Source organism: Pengzhenrongella frigida (assembly GCF_004168625.1).
Taxonomy (GTDB): Bacteria; Actinomycetota; Actinomycetes; order Actinomycetales; family Cellulomonadaceae; genus Pengzhenrongella; species Pengzhenrongella frigida.
The window spans coordinates 1-18,711 of record NZ_SDWW01000019.1 but is presented as its reverse complement, the minus strand read 5'-3'; the positions used below and the strand labels follow the sequence as shown (position 1 = coordinate 18,711).

Annotated in this window: 16 protein-coding genes; 3 read left to right on the top strand and 13 right to left on the bottom strand. The window is 71.4% G+C overall.

Annotation, left to right across the window (positions count from 1 at the left end; translation table 11 throughout):
• Positions 1-441 carry a VOC family protein gene (locus EUA98_RS09360; protein ID WP_130102416.1) on the top strand — a complete coding sequence of 147 codons (441 nt, stop codon included), beginning with the start codon at positions 1-3 and terminating at the stop codon, positions 439-441.
• A 75-nt stretch (positions 442-516) separates the two neighbouring features.
• Here the strand turns inward: EUA98_RS09360 and EUA98_RS09355 are convergent, their stop codons facing one another.
• From EUA98_RS09355 to EUA98_RS09325, 7 genes are all read right to left on the bottom strand, one after another.
• Complete coding sequence (locus EUA98_RS09355; RefSeq protein ID WP_130102415.1) at positions 517-1,254, bottom strand: phosphoglyceromutase; 738 nt, start codon at positions 1,252-1,254, stop codon at positions 517-519.
• Between the two features lie 86 nt (positions 1,255-1,340).
• Positions 1,341-2,579 carry a D-inositol-3-phosphate glycosyltransferase gene (gene mshA, locus EUA98_RS09350; RefSeq protein ID WP_130102467.1) on the bottom strand — a complete coding sequence of 413 codons (1,239 nt, stop codon included), beginning with the start codon at positions 2,577-2,579 and terminating at the stop codon, positions 1,341-1,343.
• Between the two features lie 588 nt (positions 2,580-3,167).
• A complete protein-coding gene (locus tag EUA98_RS09345) occupies positions 3,168-4,565 on the bottom strand; it encodes a lactonase family protein (protein ID WP_130102414.1) in 1,398 nt (465 codons plus the stop codon).
• A 125-nt stretch (positions 4,566-4,690) separates the two neighbouring features.
• Entirely contained in the window at positions 4,691-5,923 is a 1,233-nt protein-coding gene (gene mmsB / locus EUA98_RS09340; RefSeq protein ID WP_130102413.1) for a multiple monosaccharide ABC transporter permease, read from the bottom strand.
• The gene (mmsA, locus tag EUA98_RS09335; RefSeq protein ID WP_305038283.1) at positions 5,920-7,440 is read right to left on the bottom strand and encodes a multiple monosaccharide ABC transporter ATP-binding protein; all 1,521 of its coding nucleotides are present in this window, start codon (positions 7,438-7,440) and stop codon (positions 5,920-5,922) included. The genes mmsB and mmsA overlap by 4 nt, the downstream gene beginning before the upstream one ends.
• A gap of 138 nt (positions 7,441-7,578) precedes the next feature.
• On the bottom strand, positions 7,579-8,718 hold the full coding sequence (gene chvE / locus EUA98_RS09330; protein ID WP_130102411.1) for a multiple monosaccharide ABC transporter substrate-binding protein: 1,140 nt from the start codon (positions 8,716-8,718) through the stop codon (positions 7,579-7,581).
• 231 nt (positions 8,719-8,949) lie between these two features.
• Entirely contained in the window at positions 8,950-10,254 is a 1,305-nt protein-coding gene (locus EUA98_RS09325; protein WP_130102410.1) for an ROK family protein, read from the bottom strand.
• Between the two features lie 66 nt (positions 10,255-10,320).
• On the opposite strand from EUA98_RS09325, the gene xylA reads away from it, so the two are divergent.
• Positions 10,321-11,508, top strand: coding sequence for a xylose isomerase (gene xylA / locus EUA98_RS09320; protein WP_130102409.1), 1,188 nt, complete (start codon positions 10,321-10,323; stop codon positions 11,506-11,508).
• Positions 11,509-11,619: 111 nt separating this feature from the next.
• Positions 11,620-13,083: a xylulokinase gene (xylB, locus tag EUA98_RS09315; protein WP_130102408.1), complete on the top strand. Its 1,464-nt coding sequence runs from the start codon at positions 11,620-11,622 to the stop codon at positions 13,081-13,083.
• A 131-nt stretch (positions 13,084-13,214) separates the two neighbouring features.
• Here xylB and EUA98_RS09310 read toward each other — a convergent pair whose 3' ends face one another.
• From EUA98_RS09310 to EUA98_RS09290, 6 genes are all read right to left on the bottom strand, one after another.
• Positions 13,215-13,550 (bottom strand): histone-like nucleoid-structuring protein Lsr2, encoded by a 336-nt coding sequence (locus EUA98_RS09310; RefSeq protein ID WP_130102407.1) that lies wholly within the window; start codon positions 13,548-13,550, stop codon positions 13,215-13,217.
• 155 nt (positions 13,551-13,705) lie between these two features.
• A complete protein-coding gene (locus EUA98_RS19720; RefSeq protein ID WP_165372780.1) occupies positions 13,706-13,879 on the bottom strand; it encodes a hypothetical protein in 174 nt (57 codons plus the stop codon).
• A 21-nt stretch (positions 13,880-13,900) separates the two neighbouring features.
• Entirely contained in the window at positions 13,901-15,361 is a 1,461-nt protein-coding gene (lysS, locus tag EUA98_RS09305) for a lysine--tRNA ligase (RefSeq protein WP_130102466.1), read from the bottom strand.
• A 161-nt stretch (positions 15,362-15,522) separates the two neighbouring features.
• Positions 15,523-16,464, bottom strand: coding sequence for a carboxylating nicotinate-nucleotide diphosphorylase (nadC, locus tag EUA98_RS09300; protein WP_242511369.1), 942 nt, complete (start codon positions 16,462-16,464; stop codon positions 15,523-15,525).
• The gene (locus EUA98_RS09295) at positions 16,461-17,774 is read right to left on the bottom strand and encodes an MFS transporter (protein ID WP_130102406.1); all 1,314 of its coding nucleotides are present in this window, start codon (positions 17,772-17,774) and stop codon (positions 16,461-16,463) included. Before EUA98_RS09295 ends, nadC begins: the two co-directional genes overlap by 4 nt.
• Positions 17,771-18,448, bottom strand: coding sequence for a helix-turn-helix domain-containing protein (locus EUA98_RS09290; protein ID WP_130102405.1), 678 nt, complete (start codon positions 18,446-18,448; stop codon positions 17,771-17,773). The genes EUA98_RS09295 and EUA98_RS09290 overlap by 4 nt, the downstream gene beginning before the upstream one ends.
• Positions 18,449-18,711 lie beyond the last annotated feature (263 nt).

The window sequence follows — 18,711 nt, the reverse complement described above, 5'->3', positions numbered from 1 at the left end:
GTGGTCACCTCGCCCGGTGAGCCGGTCCGTCAGCTCCGGCTCGTGCTCACGGTCGACGACGTCGCGGCCGCGGTCGCGTTCTACTCGGACGCGCTCGGCCTGCCCGAGTCCGCGGCGTTCGCGGACCCGGAGGGCCGGGTCGTCATCCTCGAGGCGGGACGCGCGACCCTCGAGATCGCGGACGCACCGCACGCCGCGTTCGTCGACCGCGTCGAGGGGGTCGATCCCGGCCGCGCGGTCGACCGGATCCGGGTCGCGTTCGAGGTCACCGATGCCGCCGGGGCGACCCGGCGGCTCGAGGCGGCCGGTGCCCGCGTGGTCGCCGAGCCCGTCCGCACCCCGTGGGACTCGCTCAATGCCCGGCTCGACGGACCCGAGGGGCTCGCCCTGACGGTCTTCGAGGAGCTGGACGACCCGACCCGCCCGGACGGGCCCGCCTGAACGCCCGAGCGCCGACGTCCTGGGCAGGACGTCGGCGCTCGGTTCAGCAGCAGGTCAGGGGCGTTCTCGGCAGGCCTACTTGCCCTGGTTGGCGACGGCGGCGATCGACGCGGCGGCCGCGTCGGCGTCGAGGTACCGGCCACCGGCGACGGTCGGCTTGAAGTTCTCGTCGAGCTCGTACACCAGCGGGATGCCGGTCGGCACGTTGAGGCCCGAGATGGTCTCGTCGTCGATCCCGTCGAGGTGCTTGATGATCGCGCGCAGCGAGTTGCCGTGCGCGGCGACCAGGACGATCTTGCCGGCCTCGAGGTCCGGGATGATGTCGGACTCCCAGTACGGCAGCGCACGCGTGAGGACGTCCTTGAGGCACTCCGACTTCGGGGTCGGCTCGCCGGCGTAGCGCACGTCGGCGTCCTGCGAGAACTCCGAGCCGGCCGCGAGCTCGGGCGGCGGCACGTCGTACGAACGACGCCAGAGCATGAACTGCTCCTCGCCGAACTCGGCCCGCACCTGCTTCTTGTCCTTGCCCTGCAGGGCGCCGTAGTGGCGCTCGTTCAGGCGCCAGCTGCGCTTGACCGGGATCCAGTGCCGGTCAGCGGCATCGAGGGCGAGGTTCGCCGTCGTGATCGCGCGACGCAGCAGCGACGTGTGCACGACGTCGGGCAGGATGCCTGCCTCGGTCAGCAGCGAGCCGCCGCGAATCGCCTCGGCGATCCCCTTCTCGGAGAGGTTGACGTCCACCCAGCCGGTGAACAGGTTCTTTGCGTTCCACTCGCTCTCGCCGTGGCGGAGCAGTACAAGGGTGTAGGTCATGCGATGCATCCTGCCGCACACGGCCGACGGGTGCACGGGACCAACGGTCCGTGGACGCGGCTGGACGGGACCGGGCCCGGGCAGGCTCAGCCGCGGCGGCGCTGGGCTGCGAGGGCGTAGACCTTGAGCACCTGCTCGGCCGCGGCGTCCCAGCCCAGGCCTGCCCCGGCCCGCCGCGCGCCGCGTGCGAGCACGAGTCGGCCGGCGTCGTCCGCGAGCAGGTCCGCGAGCGCATCGGCCCAGTCGGCCGGGTCGTGCGAGGGCACGAGTCGGCCGGTGACGCCGTCCTGCACCACGCTGCGCAGCCCGCCGATCGCCGCGGCCACGACGGGTGTGCCGCTCGCCTGCGCCTCAGCGGCCACCAGCCCGAACGACTCGCTGCGCGAGGGCATCGCGACGAGATCGACCGCCCGGAACCAGTCCGCGAGCTCGGCGCGGGGCACCGGCGGGCGGAACAGGACCTGCTGCCCGACGCCGCTCACCGTGGCCAGGCCCCGCAGCTCGCGCAGGGCGGTGGGCCGCCCGCTCGGGCCGCCGAGCACGACGAGCACCGGCACGGGGCGGCCCGTCGCGGCGAGGACGGCCAGGGCGCGGACGAGCACGTCGGGCGCCTTGAGCGCCTGGATGCGGCCGGCGAACAGCACGATCGGGACGCCGGTGGGCAGGCCGAGTCGCTCGCGGAGCCGGTCGACGCCGTCGGCGCTCGGGCTGGCCGGGTGGAACAGGTCGAGGTCGACACCGGGGGCGACGACGTGCAGCGACGCCGGGTCGGCGCCGTACAGGTCGACGAGGTCGCCGGCCTCCTGCGCGGTGTTCGCGACGAGCGCGTCCGCTGCGGCGACCACCTGCTCCTCGCCGATCACGCGACCGGCCGGCTCGGGCGTGTCACCGGGGGCGAGCGCGGCGTTCTTGACCTTCGCGAGGGTGTGCATGGTGTGCACGAGCGGGACGTCCCAGCGGTCGGCGGCCAACCAGCCGACCTGGCCCGAGAGCCAGTAGTGCGAGTGGACGACGTCGTAGTAGCTGGCCGCACGACCGGCCTCGGTGCGCAGCACCCCGGCGGTGAAGGCGCACAGCTGGCCGGGCAGGTCGTTCTTGTCCAGCCCCTCGAACGGGCCGGCCGGGATGTGCCGCACGAGGACGCGCGCATCGCCGCCGTCGAGCTCGACGAGGTCCGGCTGGAGCGACGACGTCGCCCGCGTGAAGATCTCCACCCGGGCGCCGGCGCGGGCCAGCGCCCGGGACAGGTCCGTGACGTAGACGTTCAGCCCGCCGGCGTCGCCGGTTCCCGGCTGGTCGAGCGGGGAGGTGTGCACCGAGAGCATGGCCACGCGGGGCTGCTCAATGCTCACGGTCACTCGCTCGTCTCGGTTCAGAACTCACGTGTCTTGCAGAACACCGGTCTCTCGGAACTCGCCGGCTCTCGGGGGCAGGCGCGCCGCGTGTCGCCGCGTGCGCCGGTCTTCACGTCCGCGCGAATGTCTCCCGCGAATGCCTCCGGCGTCGGGCGCAGAATGTCGGGCACTCGAACCTCCCGAACGGCTCCACAAGCTCCCGAGCGACTCCACAGGCACAACACTCCCGCACCCGCAGTTCATCCCGCCCCGCCCCTCTCACCTGTCTGCCCACCCCCCCACCGGACCCTTCGCGCCGCGAGTGCGGGCGATCAGTCCCTGCCGAGAGCTCCCGAAAAGCGGTTCGGCCGCACTCGCCGCCCACGGACCCCGTGGCTGGGAGCCGATCAGACGTTGCCCGCGAGTGCGGGCGATCAGTCCCCGCCGAGAGCTCCCGAACAGCGGTTCGGCCGCACTCGCCGCCCTCGGTCCCAGGGCGAGCCCGAACAGGTCCGGTTTCCAGAGGATCTGGTGCGGATCGGGCGCAGATTTCCCGGGAAACCGTCGGCGCGGGGACGGTCAGATCGCCGGGACGACGCAGGCCGGTGCCGGGATCGGGATCGAAGCCGATCCGACCGGGGCGGTGAGGGTGGTGGGGCCGGTGGGCGCGGTGGGTCGGTGGAGGGCGGTGATGGTGTCGGAGTGCTGGTTGGCGACCAGGGGGACGCCGTCGACCACCGCGAAGTGCCGCGGCCAGGAACCACCGGCCGGGACCTCGGCGACCGGCGCCAGCAGCCCGGTGCGCGGGTCGACCTCAAATTCCGCCAGCACGTCCGCACCTCGCACAGACACGAGCAGACGGTCCGCGCCGAGCACCACGTGCGCCGGCAGCGACACCGTGGGCGCGGCGGCGGACGACGGCACCGGCACCGGCACCACGCTCGCGGCGTCGGCCGCCTCCGGCACCACGCTCGCGGCGTCGCCCCGCTCCGGCACCACGGTCGCGGCGTCGCCCCGCTCCGGCACCACGGTGTGTCGGTCGCTGTCCGGCTCCGGCAGGTCGGCCGGGTGGTCGCGGGGCGACGAGCCGCAGGCGGGCAGGGTCTGGATCAGGGTCGCCGTCGCGCTCTCGCCGTCCCAGCGGAGCACGCGCACGGTCACGTCGAGCTCGCCGACCAGGTAGATCACGCCGTCCGGACGGTCGACCTCGGTCGTCGGGCTCGTCCGCACGGCGAGGTGTCGCGGGCCCGTGCCGGGTGGCAGGGTCGCCGCGATGCCGTCCGGGGTCAGCCGTCCGTCGATCGCGATGCGGTAGCGGCGCAGCTCGTCGGTGCCGAGGTCGGCCACGAGCAGGTGCGCGCCGCCGGGGGCGAACGCCGCGGAGTGCGCGTGCGGGGCCTCCTGGCGGTCGGCGTCGGGCCCGGAACCGGAGTGCGTGAGCACCTGGACGGGACCGCCGGCGGCGATCGTGGCGCGCGCGAAGCTGCCGTCGACGTCCAGCGGCAGCACCCCGACCGAGCCTGAGCTGTAGTTCGTGACGTACAGGGTGCGCATGTCCGGGGCGAGCAGGAGGTGACAGGGGTCGGCGCCGCCGGACGACACCACCGCGAGCGCGCCGAGCCGCCCGTCGGGTCCCGCTGCGAAGGCGGTGACGGTGCCCGCCGCCTGCTCGCCGACCGCGTACAGCACGCGTCCGCCGGGGTGGGTCGCCAGGAACGACGGCGCGGGGGTCGTCGCGGCGAGGACCGGGCCGGCGGCGGTGGGGCCCGGGAGCGCGACGCCGAGCGCGCCGAGCGCGACCCGCCAGATGCCCTCGCCGAGCCCGGCGGGCGTGCCCGCACCGGCCTCGGGGTAGGTGCCGATCCACACCGTCCTCGGGCTGCTGGTTTGCGGGGTGCTCGGCTGCGGGGTGCTCGGCTGCGGGGTGCTCGGCTGCGGGGTCGTCGGCTGCGGGGTCGTGAACGGCGGCGTGGTCACGGTCGCCGATCCTACGACCGCCGACCCCGGCGCGGCCACGTGTGAGACCTCGTGCGGGCGATCCCCCGCCACGGGTCTGACACGCGACCGGGCGCGAGGCCGGCCGCCGTCGGGCAAGGTCTGCGTCAGCGGCCGCCGACGCGGCGCTTGTTGACCAGGTCGAACGCGACGGCGAGCAGGAGCACGAGGCCCTTGATCGCCTGCTGCCAGGCCGGGTCGACCGCCATGATCGACAGGCCCATGTTGAGCACGCCCATGATGAGCGCACCGATGATCGCGCCCGAGATCCGGCCGATGCCGCCGGTGACCGCGGTGCCACCGATGAAGCAGGCCGCGATCGCGTCGAGCTCGTAGTTCATCCCGGCGGCTGCGACTGCGGCCCCGGCCCGGGACGTGGTCACGATGGCGGCGATGCCGGCCAGGACGCCCATGTTCACGAAGATCATGAAGTTGACCTTGCGGGTGTTCACGCCGGAGAGGATCGCCGCGTGCAGGTTGCCGCCGATCGCATAGACGTGCCGGCCGAAGACTGTCCGGCCCATCACGAAGCTGTAGGCGATGATGAGCGCGCCGACGATGAGCAGCACGATCGGGGAGCCGCCGCGGCTGCCCGACAGGATCCAGGTGAGCCCACCGATGAGCGCCGAGAAGATCACCAGCTTGGCGACCATGGCCCCGAGCGGCTCGGTGCGGAGCCCGTGCTTGAGGAGCGTGCGCCGCGTCCGGATCTGGCTGAGGACGAGGGCGGCGATCGTGACAGCACCCAGGACCAGCGTGACGACGTCTCGGTTCGCCACGAAGCCGAGCGCGTTCGGCAGCGATCCGTTCGAGATCTTCACGAAGCCCTCCGGGAACCCGGCGACCGTGACCCCGACGATGATGACCGCCAGACCGCGGAAGATGAGCATGCCCGCCAGCGTGACGATGAAGGCCGGTATCCCGACGTAGGCCACCCAGTACCCCTGCCAGGCGCCGACGAGCGCGCCGAGCGCGATGCCGGCGAGGACCGCCAGGAACCACGGCAACCCCATATCCTTCATCAGGAGGGCGACGACCCCACCGATGAACGCGACCACCGACCCGACCGACAGGTCGATGTGACCGGCGACGATCACGATGACCATCCCGATGGCGAGAATCATCACGTACGCGTTCTGCTGGACCAGGCTTGCCACGTTGTTCGGCAGCAGGAGCTTGCCGTCCGTGAGGACCTGGAACAGCAGCACGATGACGATCAGCGCGCCGATGATCCCGTACTGACGGAGGCTGCCGCCCAAGGACTTCTTCAGCATGTTCGCCGTGCTGGAGCCCGACGGGCTGCCGGTCGGCGCGGTGGTGGTCGTCCCGCTGGTGCTCATCGGACTGCTTCCTTCTCCATGGTCATGAGGTGCATGAGCGACTCCTGGTTGGCCTCGGCCCGGGTGAGCTCGCCGGTGATCCGTCCCGTCGACAGCGCGTAGATCCGGTCGCAGATGCCGAGGAGCTCCGGAAGCTCCGACGAGATGAAGATGACGGCCTTCCCCGAGTCGGCGAGGGCGTTGATGATCGTGTAGATCTCGTACTTCGCGCCGACGTCGATCCCGCGGGTCGGCTCGTCCAGGATCAGCACGTCGGGGTCGGTGAAGACCCACTTGGACAGCACGACCTTCTGCTGGTTGCCACCCGAGAGGGTGCCGGTGATGACGTCGACCGACGGCGCCTTGATGTTCATGTCGGTGCGGAACTTCCCGGCGATGCGCGACTCTCCGCTGGCGTCCATGACGCCCCACCGGGCGACCTTGCCGAGCGCCGAGGCGGTGATGTTGCGCTTGATGTCGGAGAGCAGATTGAGGCCGTACTTCTTGCGGTCCTCGGTCGCGTAGGCGATGCCGTGGCGGATGGCCTGACCCACGCTGTGGGTCTGGATCTCCTTGCCGTCCTTGATCAGCCGGCCGCTGATGTGGGCACCGTAGGTCCGCCCGAAGATGCTCATCGCGAGCTCCGTCCGGCCGGCTCCCATCAGCCCCGCAAGGCCGATGATCTCGCCGCGTCGGACGTGAAGGTTGGCGTGGTCGACCACGACGCGGGTCGTGTCGATCGGGTGGTGCACGGTCCAGTCCTCGACCCGGAACACCTCCGCACCGATGTTCGGCGTCCGCTCGGGGAACCGGTGGTCGAGCGAGCGCCCGACCATCGCACGGATGATCTGCTCCTCGCTGACCGGCGTGGCACCGCGCATGTCGAGCGTCTCGATCGTCTGGCCGTCGCGGATGACCGTGGTCCGGTCGGCGATGGCGGCGATCTCGTTCAGCTTGTGGGAGATGATGATCGACGTGATCCCATGGCCCTTGAGGCTGCGGATGAGGTCGAGCAGGTGCGCACTGTCCTCGTCGTTCAGGGCCGCCGTCGGCTCGTCGAGGATGAGCAGCTTGACCCGCTTGGACAGCGCTTTGGCGATCTCCACGAGCTGCTGCTTGCCGACCCCGATGTCGACGATCTTCGTGTCCGGGCTCTCGTCCAGGCCCACCCGGGCGAGCAGCTTTGCTGCTTCCGAGTTGGTCGCGTTCCAGTCGATGACACCGCGCGTCTGCTGCTCGTTGCCGAGGAAGATGTTCTCGGCGATCGAGAGGTAGGGACTCAGCGCGAGCTCCTGGTGGATGATCACGATCCCGCGATGCTCGCTGTCCCGGATGTTGCGGAACTCGCAGGGCTCGCCCTCGAAAAGGACGTCGCCCTCGTAGGACCCGTGCGGGTAGACCCCGGACAGGACGTTCATCAGAGTCGACTTGCCGGCCCCGTTCTCCCCGCAGATCGCGTGCACCTCCCCGCGAGAGACCTCCAGGGTCACGTCCTGCAGGGCCTTGACGCCAGGGAACGTCTTGGTGATGCTCCGCATCTCCAGAATGGTGTTCTGACTCGACATGTCATCTCGCAGTCGTCGGCTCGGGTGGGGACGGCGGGGGCCCGCGATCGGGTCTCTGCGGCGTGATCCGCTGCAGAGACCCGATCGCCGACCCGACGCGCGGATCAGGAACTACAAGCCGAGATCGCTGGCCTCGTAGAAGCCCGAGTCCACGAGCAGGGGCTGGACCGTCTCCTTGACGACGACGACCGGCGGCAGCAGGTAGGTCGGGACGACCTTGTTGCCGTTGTCGTAGGTCTCGGTGTCGTTGACCTCGACCTCCTCGCCCTTGACCATCTGGTCGACCATCTTGGCGACCTGGTCACCGAGGGTGCGAGTGTCCTTCCAGACCGTCATGGCCTGCTTGTCGGCCAGCATGTTCATCACGTTGGCCTGGTCGCCGTCCTGTCCCGTCACCAGCGGCCAGTCCGCACCGACCGTGTAGCCGGAGCCTTCGAGCGCCTGCTCGATACCCAGCGCGAGCGAGTCGTTCGGGGAGAGCACGACGTCGACCTTGCCGGTCGCGTAGAACGAGTTGAGCCGGTTCTGCATCTCCGACTGCGCGGTGTCGGACGACCAGCCCTGGACACCGATGCTCGCCCACTCGTCGTTGCTCGCCGGGGCCTTGCCGGACGCGACGACCAGCTTGCCGGACTCGACGTAAGGGCTCAGGACGTCCCAGGCGCCGGAGAAGAAGAACTTCGCGTTGTTGTCGTCCGGCGAACCGGCGAACGGCTCGAGGTTGAACGGGCCTGCGGCGTTCTTCAGGTCGAGGGCCTCCTCGATGAACTGCCCCTGGAGCTGGCCGACCTCGTAGTTGTCGAACGTCGCGTAGTAGTCGACGTTGTCGGTGCCGTTGATCAGGCGGTCGTACGCCACGATCTTGATCCCGCGGCCCGCAGCGTCGGCAAGCACGGGCGCGAGCGCCGTGCCGTCGATCGAGGCGACCACGATGACCGCGGGGTCCTGGTTGATGATGTTCTGGAGCTGGGTGATCTGCTGGTCGACCTTGTTGTCGGCGTACTGCAGCGTGGTCTCGTAGCCGGCCTCCTGGAGGAGCTCCTCGAGGTGGGCGCCGTCCTTGTTCCAGCGCTCGAGGCTCTTCGTCGGCATCGCGATGCCGATCAGCTCTCCGCCTGCCGCCGCTTCCTCCCCGGCAGTGGTCTCGTCGTCGCCCGCAGTCGTGCGCTCGCTGCTGCAGGCCGTCATGCCGACCACCATGAACGCGAGCCCTGCTACGGCCGCGACGACCTTGGTTCGTTTGAGTGACATCGTTGTCTGCCCCTTCGCATCATCGACCGGACCACCCGGCCGGCACAGCAGGTGCCTCGTCGCACCCTCTCGGGGGAGGCTCGAGAACCCTCGCGGGGCCAAGGCCCCGGTCTCCCCCACCGATCTCGTTCGACGAGATCGATTTGTTGTCGACTCGAACTTATAGCCGCCTGCGGACCGTCGCAACCACTCGACCCGTTGTCAGCATCACGATCGGGTAACGAACAAATCTCAGTCCGCGGCCACCGGCAACCAGGACCCGGGGTCGGCCACGACCGTCTCGACGACCGCGAGGGCGGCACCGGTCATCGCGGGATACTCGCCCGCGATCGACTCCGTGACGCGCAGCGGCGCCCACGGCGCGAAGATCACGCCGTGCGCGAGCTGGTCGGCGACGGTCGCGTGCACGTACGGGTACAGCGGTGCAAACGTCCCGCCCAGCACGACCTCGTCGACGTCGACCACGTTGGCGACGTTGGCGAGCGCGACCCCGAGCGCCTCCGCGCCGCGCCGCAGGGAGCCGAGCGCCGACGGGTCGCCGGCCGCGGCCGCGTCGGCCAGGTGCGAGATGGGCAGCGACAGGTCGATCCCGGCACCGGCCATCAGGGCGTCCTGGCCCGCGAGGCTCTCGAGCGTGCCCCCGGCTGCCCCTCGCTCCCCGAACGGGTCGACGACCATGTGGCCGATCTCCCCGCTCCACCCGTGCCGACCGCGGAAGATCTCGCCGTTGAGCACGATCGCGCCGCCGATGCCGACCTCACCCGAGACATAGACGAAGCTCGCCGGCCCGCCGGCCCGCCGGACGTGCGCCTCGGCGCGGGCCGCGAGGTTCGCCTCGTTCGCGAGGTGCGGCGGGAAGCCGGCGAGCACCGGGTGCGAGGTCATCAGCGCGACCACGTCGACGTCGCGCCAGCCCAGGTTCGGCGCGACCCGCAGCGGCCCGGTGATCCGGTCGACGAGGCCGGGCAGCGCGAGCGCGGTCCCTGCGATCCGGACGCCGTCGGCGATCAGGGCCGCGATCGTCCGGTCGGCGATGCGGGCGAGCCGGTCGAGCACGACGACGGGATCGCTGCGCCGGAAGTCACCGAGCTCGATCCGCTCGATGAGCACGCGACCGGCGATGTCGACCGCGCGGACGCCGATGTAGTCGACGTTGACCTCCATGCCCACTCCCGCCACGGTCCCCCGCGCCGGGACGAGCGGCACGGCCGGCCGGCCGGCCCGGACCGCAGCGGGCGGGTCGAGCTCACGCACGAGATCCGCCTCGATCAGCAGGTCGACGAGCCCGGACACGGTGGCGCGCGCCAGGCCGGTGGCGGCGGCGATGCCCGCGCGGGACACTGGGGTCTGCGCGTCGAGCACCTGGCGCAGCGCGAGGCTGAGGTTGTGCTCGCGAAGACCCGCCTGTCGGGCAGCGCGGCCACCCCCCGAGACCTGCCGCGTGCGGGTAGGTGCGGGGCTCGGGCCAGCGTCCGGCGCGGACCCACCGGACCTGATCTGGTGCGCGGTCCGCGGGGAGAAGTCGTCGTCGGCCATGGCTTGACCCTAGCCCGAAGGCCGGATAAGTTCATGCATACAACAAATCTCGACGAGGAGAGTTCGATGACCCCCACGCCCACCCCCGCAGACAAGTTCTCCTTCGGTCTCTGGACCGTCGGCTGGGAGGCCCGCGACCAGTTCGGCGAGGCCACCCGACCGTGGCTCGACCCGGTCGAGTCCGTGCACCAGCTGGCCAAGCTCGGCGCGAGCTACGTGACGTTCCACGACGACGACGTCGTCCCGTTCGGCTCCGACGCCGCGACCCGCGACAAGATCCTCGCCCGCTTCAAGGCTGCCCTGGACGAGACCGGCGTCAAGGTCGAGATGATCACGACCAACACGTTCACCCACCCGATCTTCAAGGACGGCGCGTTCACCTCGAACGACCGCCGGGTGCGCCGCTACGGCCTGCGCAAGGTCGTCCGCAACGTCGACCTGGCCGCCGAGCTCGGCGCCGAGACGTTCGTCATGTGGGGCGGCCGCGAGGGCGCCGAGTACGACAGCGCCAAGGACCTCAAGGCCGCGCACGACCGCTACCGCGAGGGCATCGACACCGTCGCCGCGTACATCAAGGAGCAGGGATACGGGCTGAAGATCGCCATCGAGCCCAAGCCGAACGAGCCCCGCGGCGACATCATCCTGCCGACGGTCGGCAGCGCGCTGGCCTTCATCGCCGAGCTCGAGCACGGTGACATCGTCGGGGTGAACCCGGAGACCGGGCACGAGCAGATGGCCGGCCTGAACTACACGTCGAGCATCGCGCAGGCGCTGTGGGCCGACAAGCTCTTCCACATCGACCTCAACGGGCAGAAGTCCATCAAGTACGACCAGGACCTCGTGTTCGGCCACGGCGACCTGTTCTCCGCGTTCGGGACCGTCGACCTCCTGGTCAACGGGTTCCCCAGCGGCGGCCCGCGCTACGACGGCCCGGTCCACTTCGACTACAAGCCCTCGCGCACCGAGAGCTTCACGGGCGTGTGGGACTCCGCGGCCGCGAACATGAGCGCCTACCTGCTCCTCAAGGAGCGGGCGCTCGCGTTCCGCGCCGACCCCGAGGTCCAGGCGGCTCTCGAGGAGGCCGGCGTGTTCGACCTCGCCGTCCCGACCCTCGCCGAGGGCGAGACCCTGGCCGACCTGGTCGCGGACACCTCGGCGTACGAGGACCTCGACATCGACGCCGTGGCCGAGCGGGGCTTCGGCTTCATCCGGCTCAACCAGCTGGCCCTCGAGCACGCCCTGGGTGCCCGCTGACCGTTGTTCTCCACCGGCGGTGTCAGACCCCGCGTGAGCCCCGGCCCGCGCGGGGTCTGACACCGCTTTTCTCGTTCTCTCGCCGTGACTGATGTGGAAGGAACTGCAGCAATGACGCTGGTCGCCGGAGTGGACTCGTCCACCCAGTCGTGCAAGGTCGTGATCCGGGACGCCGAGACCGGTGCGCTCGTCCGCTCGGGTCGGGCAGCCCACCCCGATGGCACCGAGGTGGAGCCGGAGCGCTGGTGGGAGGCGCTGCAGGCGGCAGTGGCCGACGCCGGCGGGCTCGCCGACGTCGCCGCCCTCGCCGTGGGCGGGCAGCAGCACGGCATGGTGACCCTGGACCCGGACGGGGCCGTCGTGCGCCCCGCGCTGCTGTGGAACGACACCCGGTCCGCGGGCGCGGCGCGTGACCTCGTGCTCGAGCTCGGCGACGGTGACCCGGAGGCCGGCGCGGCCGCGTGGGCCAAGGCCATCGGCTCCGTCCCGGTCGCCTCGCTCACGGTGACCAAGCTGCGCTGGCTGCGCGACGCCGAGCCGCAGAACGCGGCCCGGGTCGCGGCGGTCGCCCTGCCGCACGACTGGCTGACCTGGCGGCTCGCCGGCCACGGACCGGGTGCGGGCGCGGCGACGGATGCCGCGGCCGATGCGGCGGCGCTCGCCGCCCTGACGACCGATCGGTCGGACGCGTCCGGGACCGGGTACTGGTCACCGATCACCGACGGGTACCGGACCGATCTGCTCACCCTCGCCCTCGGGCACGACGCCGTCCTCCCCCGGGTGATCGGTCCCGGTGAGCGGGCCGGGACGACTCCGGCCGGGGCGGTCCTGGGCGCAGGTGCGGGTGACAACGCCGCGGCCGCCCTCGGGATGGGCATGGTCGAGGGGGACGTCGCGGTGTCTCTCGGCACCTCCGGGGTGGTCTCGGCGATCTCGGCGACCTCGACGGCAGACCCGAGCGGACTCGTCACCGGGTTCGCGGACGCCACGGGCGCCTTCCTCCCGCTCGCCTGCACGCTCAACGCCTCCCGGGTGCTCGACGCCGCCGCCCGGATGCTCGGCGTCGACCACGACGAGCTCAGCACGCTGGCACTGTCCGCCCCGGCGGGCGCCGACGGGCTCGTGCTCGTCCCGTACCTCGAGGGCGAGCGCACCCCCAACCGGCCGGAGGCGACCGGTGCCCTGCACGGGATGCGGTTGGCCAACACCACGCCGGCGCACCTGGCCCGCGCGGCGGTGGAGGGCATGCTCTGCGGCCTGGCCGACGGCCTCGAGGCGCTGCGGGCCCAGGGCGTGCCCGTGCGCCGCGTGTTCCTCATCGGCGGCGGGGCGAAGTCCGAGGCCGTCCGTCAGATCGCCCCAGCGGTGCTGGGGGTCGACGTGCTGGTCCCGCCGGCCGGGGAGTACGTGGCGGACGGCGCCGCACGGCAGGCCGCATGGGCGCTCGCGGGCACGGTCCGACCGCCCGAATGGGCCTCGTCGTCGGATGTCCTGACGTTCACCGCCCAGCCCACCCCGCACGTGCGCGACCAGTACGCGGCCGTCCGCGAGCTCACCGCCACCCGTCCGGCCTGACCTGCGGATGGGCCGAAAAAAGCCCGCAACGCCTGAGCGCTGACGTCCGGTCGGGACGTCAGCGCTCAGGCGTTGCGGGTGGGGCTACCCGCTGGCCGAAGTCAGGGGGGACCGCTCACTGCCGGCAGAGCTCAGTGCGCAGCCTCGTAGGCAGCCTTGATGCCGGCCGAGATACGTCCACGCTCGGACACGTTGTGGCCGTTCGCCCGAGCCCACTCGCGAATCGCGGTGGCGTCGCTCGCCCCGCCGGACCGGCGCACGCCGCTGCGTGCCGGGCGACCAGCCGTGCGGCCGCTGAGCTTGCGCGCGTGGCCGACCCACTGGCCGAATCCCTCGCGCAGCTCCCGGGCGTGCTCCGCCGTCAGGTCGATCTCGTAAGAGACGCCATCGAGGGAAAAGGTGACGGTCTCGTCGGCAGTTCCGCCATCGATATCGTCTACAAGTAGAACCTGGACCTTCTGAGCCATCGGATTACCCCTTAATGCTGGATGAAAAACACGTGGCATGCAAAAGCATGACACCTCGACAATCCCCCGTCAAAGTGTAGGCCCCAAGTCCTGTGGATAAGACCAGCCTTTGGTGCGACCAAAGCGCCGCGCGCGAAGGGTGATCTCAGCGCCGATTACTTCGGCGCGTCCCCGGAGTTGCGCGCGATGCGCTCCTCTGCGTCCATCCGCGCAAGTGCCGCACGCTCGGTCCGGTCGGCATTAACAAGTGCCCGGATCGCAAGGTAGAACAGGAAGCCCACGCCCGCAGAGGGGACGAGCGCAGCAACGGCAGTGAGGAACGGGCTCACGCTTTCACCTTTTCGGCTCAGTCAGGCGAGCGGCTTGACCAACGGGAACAAGATCGTCTCACGGACACCAAGGCCGGTCAGTGCCATCAACAACCGGTCTATGCCGAGACCCATGCCACCTGCGGGCGGCATGGCGTACTCCATTGCTGTGAGAAAGTCCTCGTCGACCGCCATCGCCTCGTCGTCGCCGGCCGCGGCCATCAGGGCCTGGGCCTCGAGGCGCTGGCGCTGGATGACGGGGTCGACCAGCTCGGAGTAGGCGGTCGCCAGCTCGAAGCCGCGCACGTACAGGTCCCACTTCTCGACCTTGCCCGCCTCGGTTCGGTGCGCCCGGGTCAGCGGGGAGGTCTCGACGGGGAAGTCGCGCACGAACGTGGGTGCGTAGAGGTGATCCCCCACCAGGTGCTCCCAGACGGCCTCCACGAGCTTCCCGTGATTGGCCTTCTGCGGGTCGACGGCGATGCCGAAGCGATCGGCGTACTTGTGGAGCTCCTCGACCGAGGTCGACGGCGTGATCTCTTCCCCGAGCGCAGCGGAAAGGGAGTCGTACAACCGCAGCTGGGCCCATTCACCACCGAGCTCGTAGTCCTCGCCGCTCGGCAGCGTGATCGTCGTCGTACCGAGGGCGTCCATCGCGGCGGTCTGCACCAGATCGCGGGTGAGCTCGGCCATCGTGTCGTAATCGCCGTACGCCTCATAGGCCTCGAGCGAGGCGAATTCGGGAGAGTGCGTCGAGTCGACGCCCTCATTGCGGAAGTTCCGGTTGATCTCATAGACCCGCTCGACCCCACCGACGACCGCCCGCTTGAGGAACAGCTCCGGCGCGATCCGCAGGTACAGCTCCAGGTCAAAGGCATTCATGTGGGTCGTGAAGGGGCGCGCGGAGGCACCGCCGGCAATCGTGTGCAGCATCGGCGTCTCGACCTCGAGGTACGCGCGGCGGTGCAGATTCTCACGAACCGAGCGCACGACGGCGGCCCGCAATCGCACCATGTCGCGCGCGGCCGGGCGGGCAATGAGATCGACATACCGCTGGCGGACACGGCTTTCCTCGGAGAGGTCCTTGAACAGGACCGGCAACGGCCGCAATGCCTTCGACGCCAGCTGCCACTCGTCGGCGAAGACCGACAGCTCGCCGCGACGCGAGCTGATGACCTTTCCGTGCGCGAACAGGTGATCGCCGAGATCGACGTCGGCCTTGAACGCGGCAAGGGACTCCGCGCCGATCGAGGCCAGGCTGAGCATGATCTGGAGGCGCTCGCCCTCGCCGTCCTGCAGGCTGACGAAGCAGAGCTTGCCGGTGTTGCGCAGGAAGACCACGCGGCCGGCGACCCCGACGACGTCGTCCGTCTCCTGGCCCGACTCGAGGTCGGGGTGCTCCGCGCGCACCTGGGCGATCGTGTGCGTGCGCGGGACGGACACGGGGTAGGCCTGCTGACCGGCGGCGAGGAGCCGCTCCCGCTTGTCCAGCCGCACCTGCATCTGCTCGGGCAGGGAGGCCGTGTCCGCCCCAGCTTCCGGGTCCGGCGAGACGGGACTGGCGTTGCTGGCTGGCGAAGTCACCGGTCGATACTACCGACCGGCGGCGTTGGCAAGCCCGCCAGCCCCGACGGGCGGGCGATTTCCCGCCACCGGGGGCGGGATCAGGACCGCGCGACGAGGTCGAGCGCGAGGTCGAGGATCGGCGAGGAATGGGTGAGGGCGCCGACGGAGAGGTAGTCGACACCGGTCCCGGCGACCTCGGCGGCCCGGTCGAGCGTGAGGTTGCCGGTCGCCTCGAGCTCGACCGGGCCGGTCTCGACCTGACGCGCGCGCACGGCGGCGACCACGCGGGTCAGGAGCGGTGTCGGCATGTTGTCGAGCAGCAGGAACCGCGCGCCCGCGTCCAGCGCCTCGAGCGCCTGGTCGAGGGTGTCCGCCTCGACCTGCACGAGGACGTCGGGGAAGTGCGCGCGCACGGCGGCGACCGCCGCGGCGACCGATCCGGCGGCGACGACGTGGTTGTCCTTGACCATCGCGACGTCGTACAGGCCCATCCGCTTGTTGGTACCGCCGCCGCAGCGCACGGCGTACTTCTCGAGCGCCCGCAGACCGGGGGTGGTCTTGCGGGTGTCGAGGACGGTGGCCCCGGAGCCGGCCAGCGCATCGGCCCACCGCCGGGTGTGGGTCGCGACGCCGGACGCGCGGCTCGCCAGGTTCAACAGGGTGCGTTCGGCCACGAGGAGCACCTGGACCGGGCCGCGCAGGACGGCGAGGAGCTCACCGGCCGCGACCCGGGCGCCGTCGGGCACCAGGAGCTCGACGGTCGCGTCGGGCAGGGCCAGGCGGTCCGCGACCTGGTCGAGCACGTCGGCGACGACCACCAGGCCCGCGACGACGCCGGCCTCGCGCGCCACGAGGTGCGCGACGCCGGTCTCGTCCACCGGCACGGTGGCCTGCGTGGTCACGTCCCGGCCGGGGGCGGCGCCGAGGTCCTCGTCGAGCGCACGTGCGACGGCGCCGCGTATCCAGGCCGGGTCCAGGCCGACGGTCGTCGGGGTCGTCGTCGGGTCGTCAATGGCGCGGGTCGTGCGTGGATCGGTCACCGGACCACGGTATCGGCGTCGGGGTCGGGCACGGGCAGGAGGCGACGGTCCAGCCCCGCCCAGACGGACCCGACGAACGGGGCCAGCGTGACCAGGAGGTAGGTGGCACCGAGGAGGAGGAGGCTCGGCACGAGACCCAGCCCTTCGACCAGGAACCCGGTCGCGAGCGCCCCGACGGGCATCGCTGCCCAGCAGCCGGCGTCGACCACCCCGAACACGCGCGCCCGCATCGACGGGGGCACCTGCTCGAGCAGCACGGTGTCGAGGATCGGGTTGATCGAGCCCGCGGCGAGGCCTGCGAGCACGGCCGCGAGCAGGCACCATCCGAGTCCCGGCCGCAACGCGAGCACGATGAGCTGCGGCCCGCCGGCCAGGAGGAAGCCGACCGCGAAGACCATCCGGCGCGGTACCCGGGACCCGAGGGCGCTGAACAGCAGCGCGCCGACGAACATGCCGAGCCCGCTCGCGCCGATCAGCAGGCCGAGCGACGTGGCCCCGGCCAGCTCACGTTCGGCATAGACCGGCAGGATCACGCTCGACCGACCGATGTCGAGCGCGTTCGTCACCAGCACGAGGAGGACCACAGCGCGCAGGAGCGGGTTGCCCCACAGGACGCGCACGCCCTCGCCCAGGGCGCGCCAGTAGCCCGGCTGGGGGTCGGCGTGCCCGGGGGGCGGGGACGGGGCGTCGTCGTCGTTCGGCCGCAGCCTCGCGGGCACCCCGACGGCGACCACGACGGCGGAGGCGAGGAACGCCGCGGCGTTCACGACGAGCACGAGCAGCGGCCCCCACCACGCGACCAGCAGTCCGGCCACCGGGGCCCCGACCAGCATCGCGCCGCGGGAGGCGGCACCCCACCAGCCGAGGGCGCGCTCGAGCGGCACGCCCGCGAGCGAGGCAGCCTCGGGCACGAGTGCGGTGCGGGCTGACTTGCCGGGCGTGTCGAGCAGGCCCGTCGCGAACACGAGCGCGAGGAGCACCCCGAACGGCAGACCGACGGTGACGTGCAGCAGCGGGATGGCCCCGACGGTCACCGCACCGACCACGTCGGAGAGCACGGACGATCGCCGGTAGCCGAACCGGTCCACGAGGACTCCGCCGAACGCGCCGCCGACGACGACCGGCAGCGTGGTCGCGACGGCAAGGACGCCCGCCATCGCGGGGCTGCCCGTCTCGGCGAGCACGTAGAGGGGCAGCGCGACGAACGTGACCACGTTCCCGGCCGCCGCGAGGGTATGGGCCACGAGCAGGCCGGCGAGGGCACGGGGCGCCGTCGGCCGGCGGCGCGCGCTCGGGTTGCCTACGCTCACCGGGCGCCATCTGTCTGCTGCGCCGGGGTGGTGTCGTGGTGCGCCTGGGGTGCGTCCGGGTTCGGCGGGGGCATCGGCGCCTGGTTGGTCGGATCCGGCTGACGGAAGGCGTGCCCGATGATCAGGACGGACCGGGCGTCGGGCCGGGCGGCGTCGCTGCGCGCGTGCCACCGCTCGAAGAGCGCTTCGAGGTCCGCCCGCAGCTCAGCCAGCTCCTGAACGGTCAGGTCGAGACGGTCGTCTCCCTGGAAGCTGGCCGCGACCCACTCCCGCGGCAGGTCCGCCTCGGCGGTGAGAGCGGCTTCGAGCTGCTCGACGTAGCCGCGTAGGACGGTGCGGCGCAGCACGTCGAGCGCCGCCCACCGCTCGGGGTCGCCCAGGACGTCGGCGGGCTCCCAGCTGGTGAGCTCCGCGCCCGCGCGCCACCATCGTTCGCGCGCGTCGTGCGCGAGCTCGGGCGCTTCGACGACGAGGCCGTGCTCGGCGAGCGTGCGCAGGTGGTAGCTGGCAGACCCCGCGGCGATGCCGAAGGTCCGGGCGAGCGCACCGACCGGCTGGGGACCGTGCGACCGGAGCGCGGCGAGGAGCCGAAGCCGCAGCGGGTGGGCCAGGGCGCGCATCGCGCGCGGGTCGTCGACCTGGGTGACGGTGGGGCGGGACGGGTCCGGGCTCATGCAAGCCAGCGTAGATGCACAACAGTCGTTGTACAAGTCTTCTTGCGGAGTTCAGTGCGGAGTGCCCGACGGCGGCCATCGGCGGCCGGCTGGGTGCGTCCCCGGGCCGACTGGCGTGTGTTGTGGCTGGTCAGGTGGGGGGTGTGGATGGCGGGGCGGGGATGTCGGACCCTGCCCGTACCGTAGTACACATGTAGTGTGTCGCTTAGCGTGGATATGATGAGCGTGTGGAGATACCAAAATGCGGGGATAAGCGCCACACG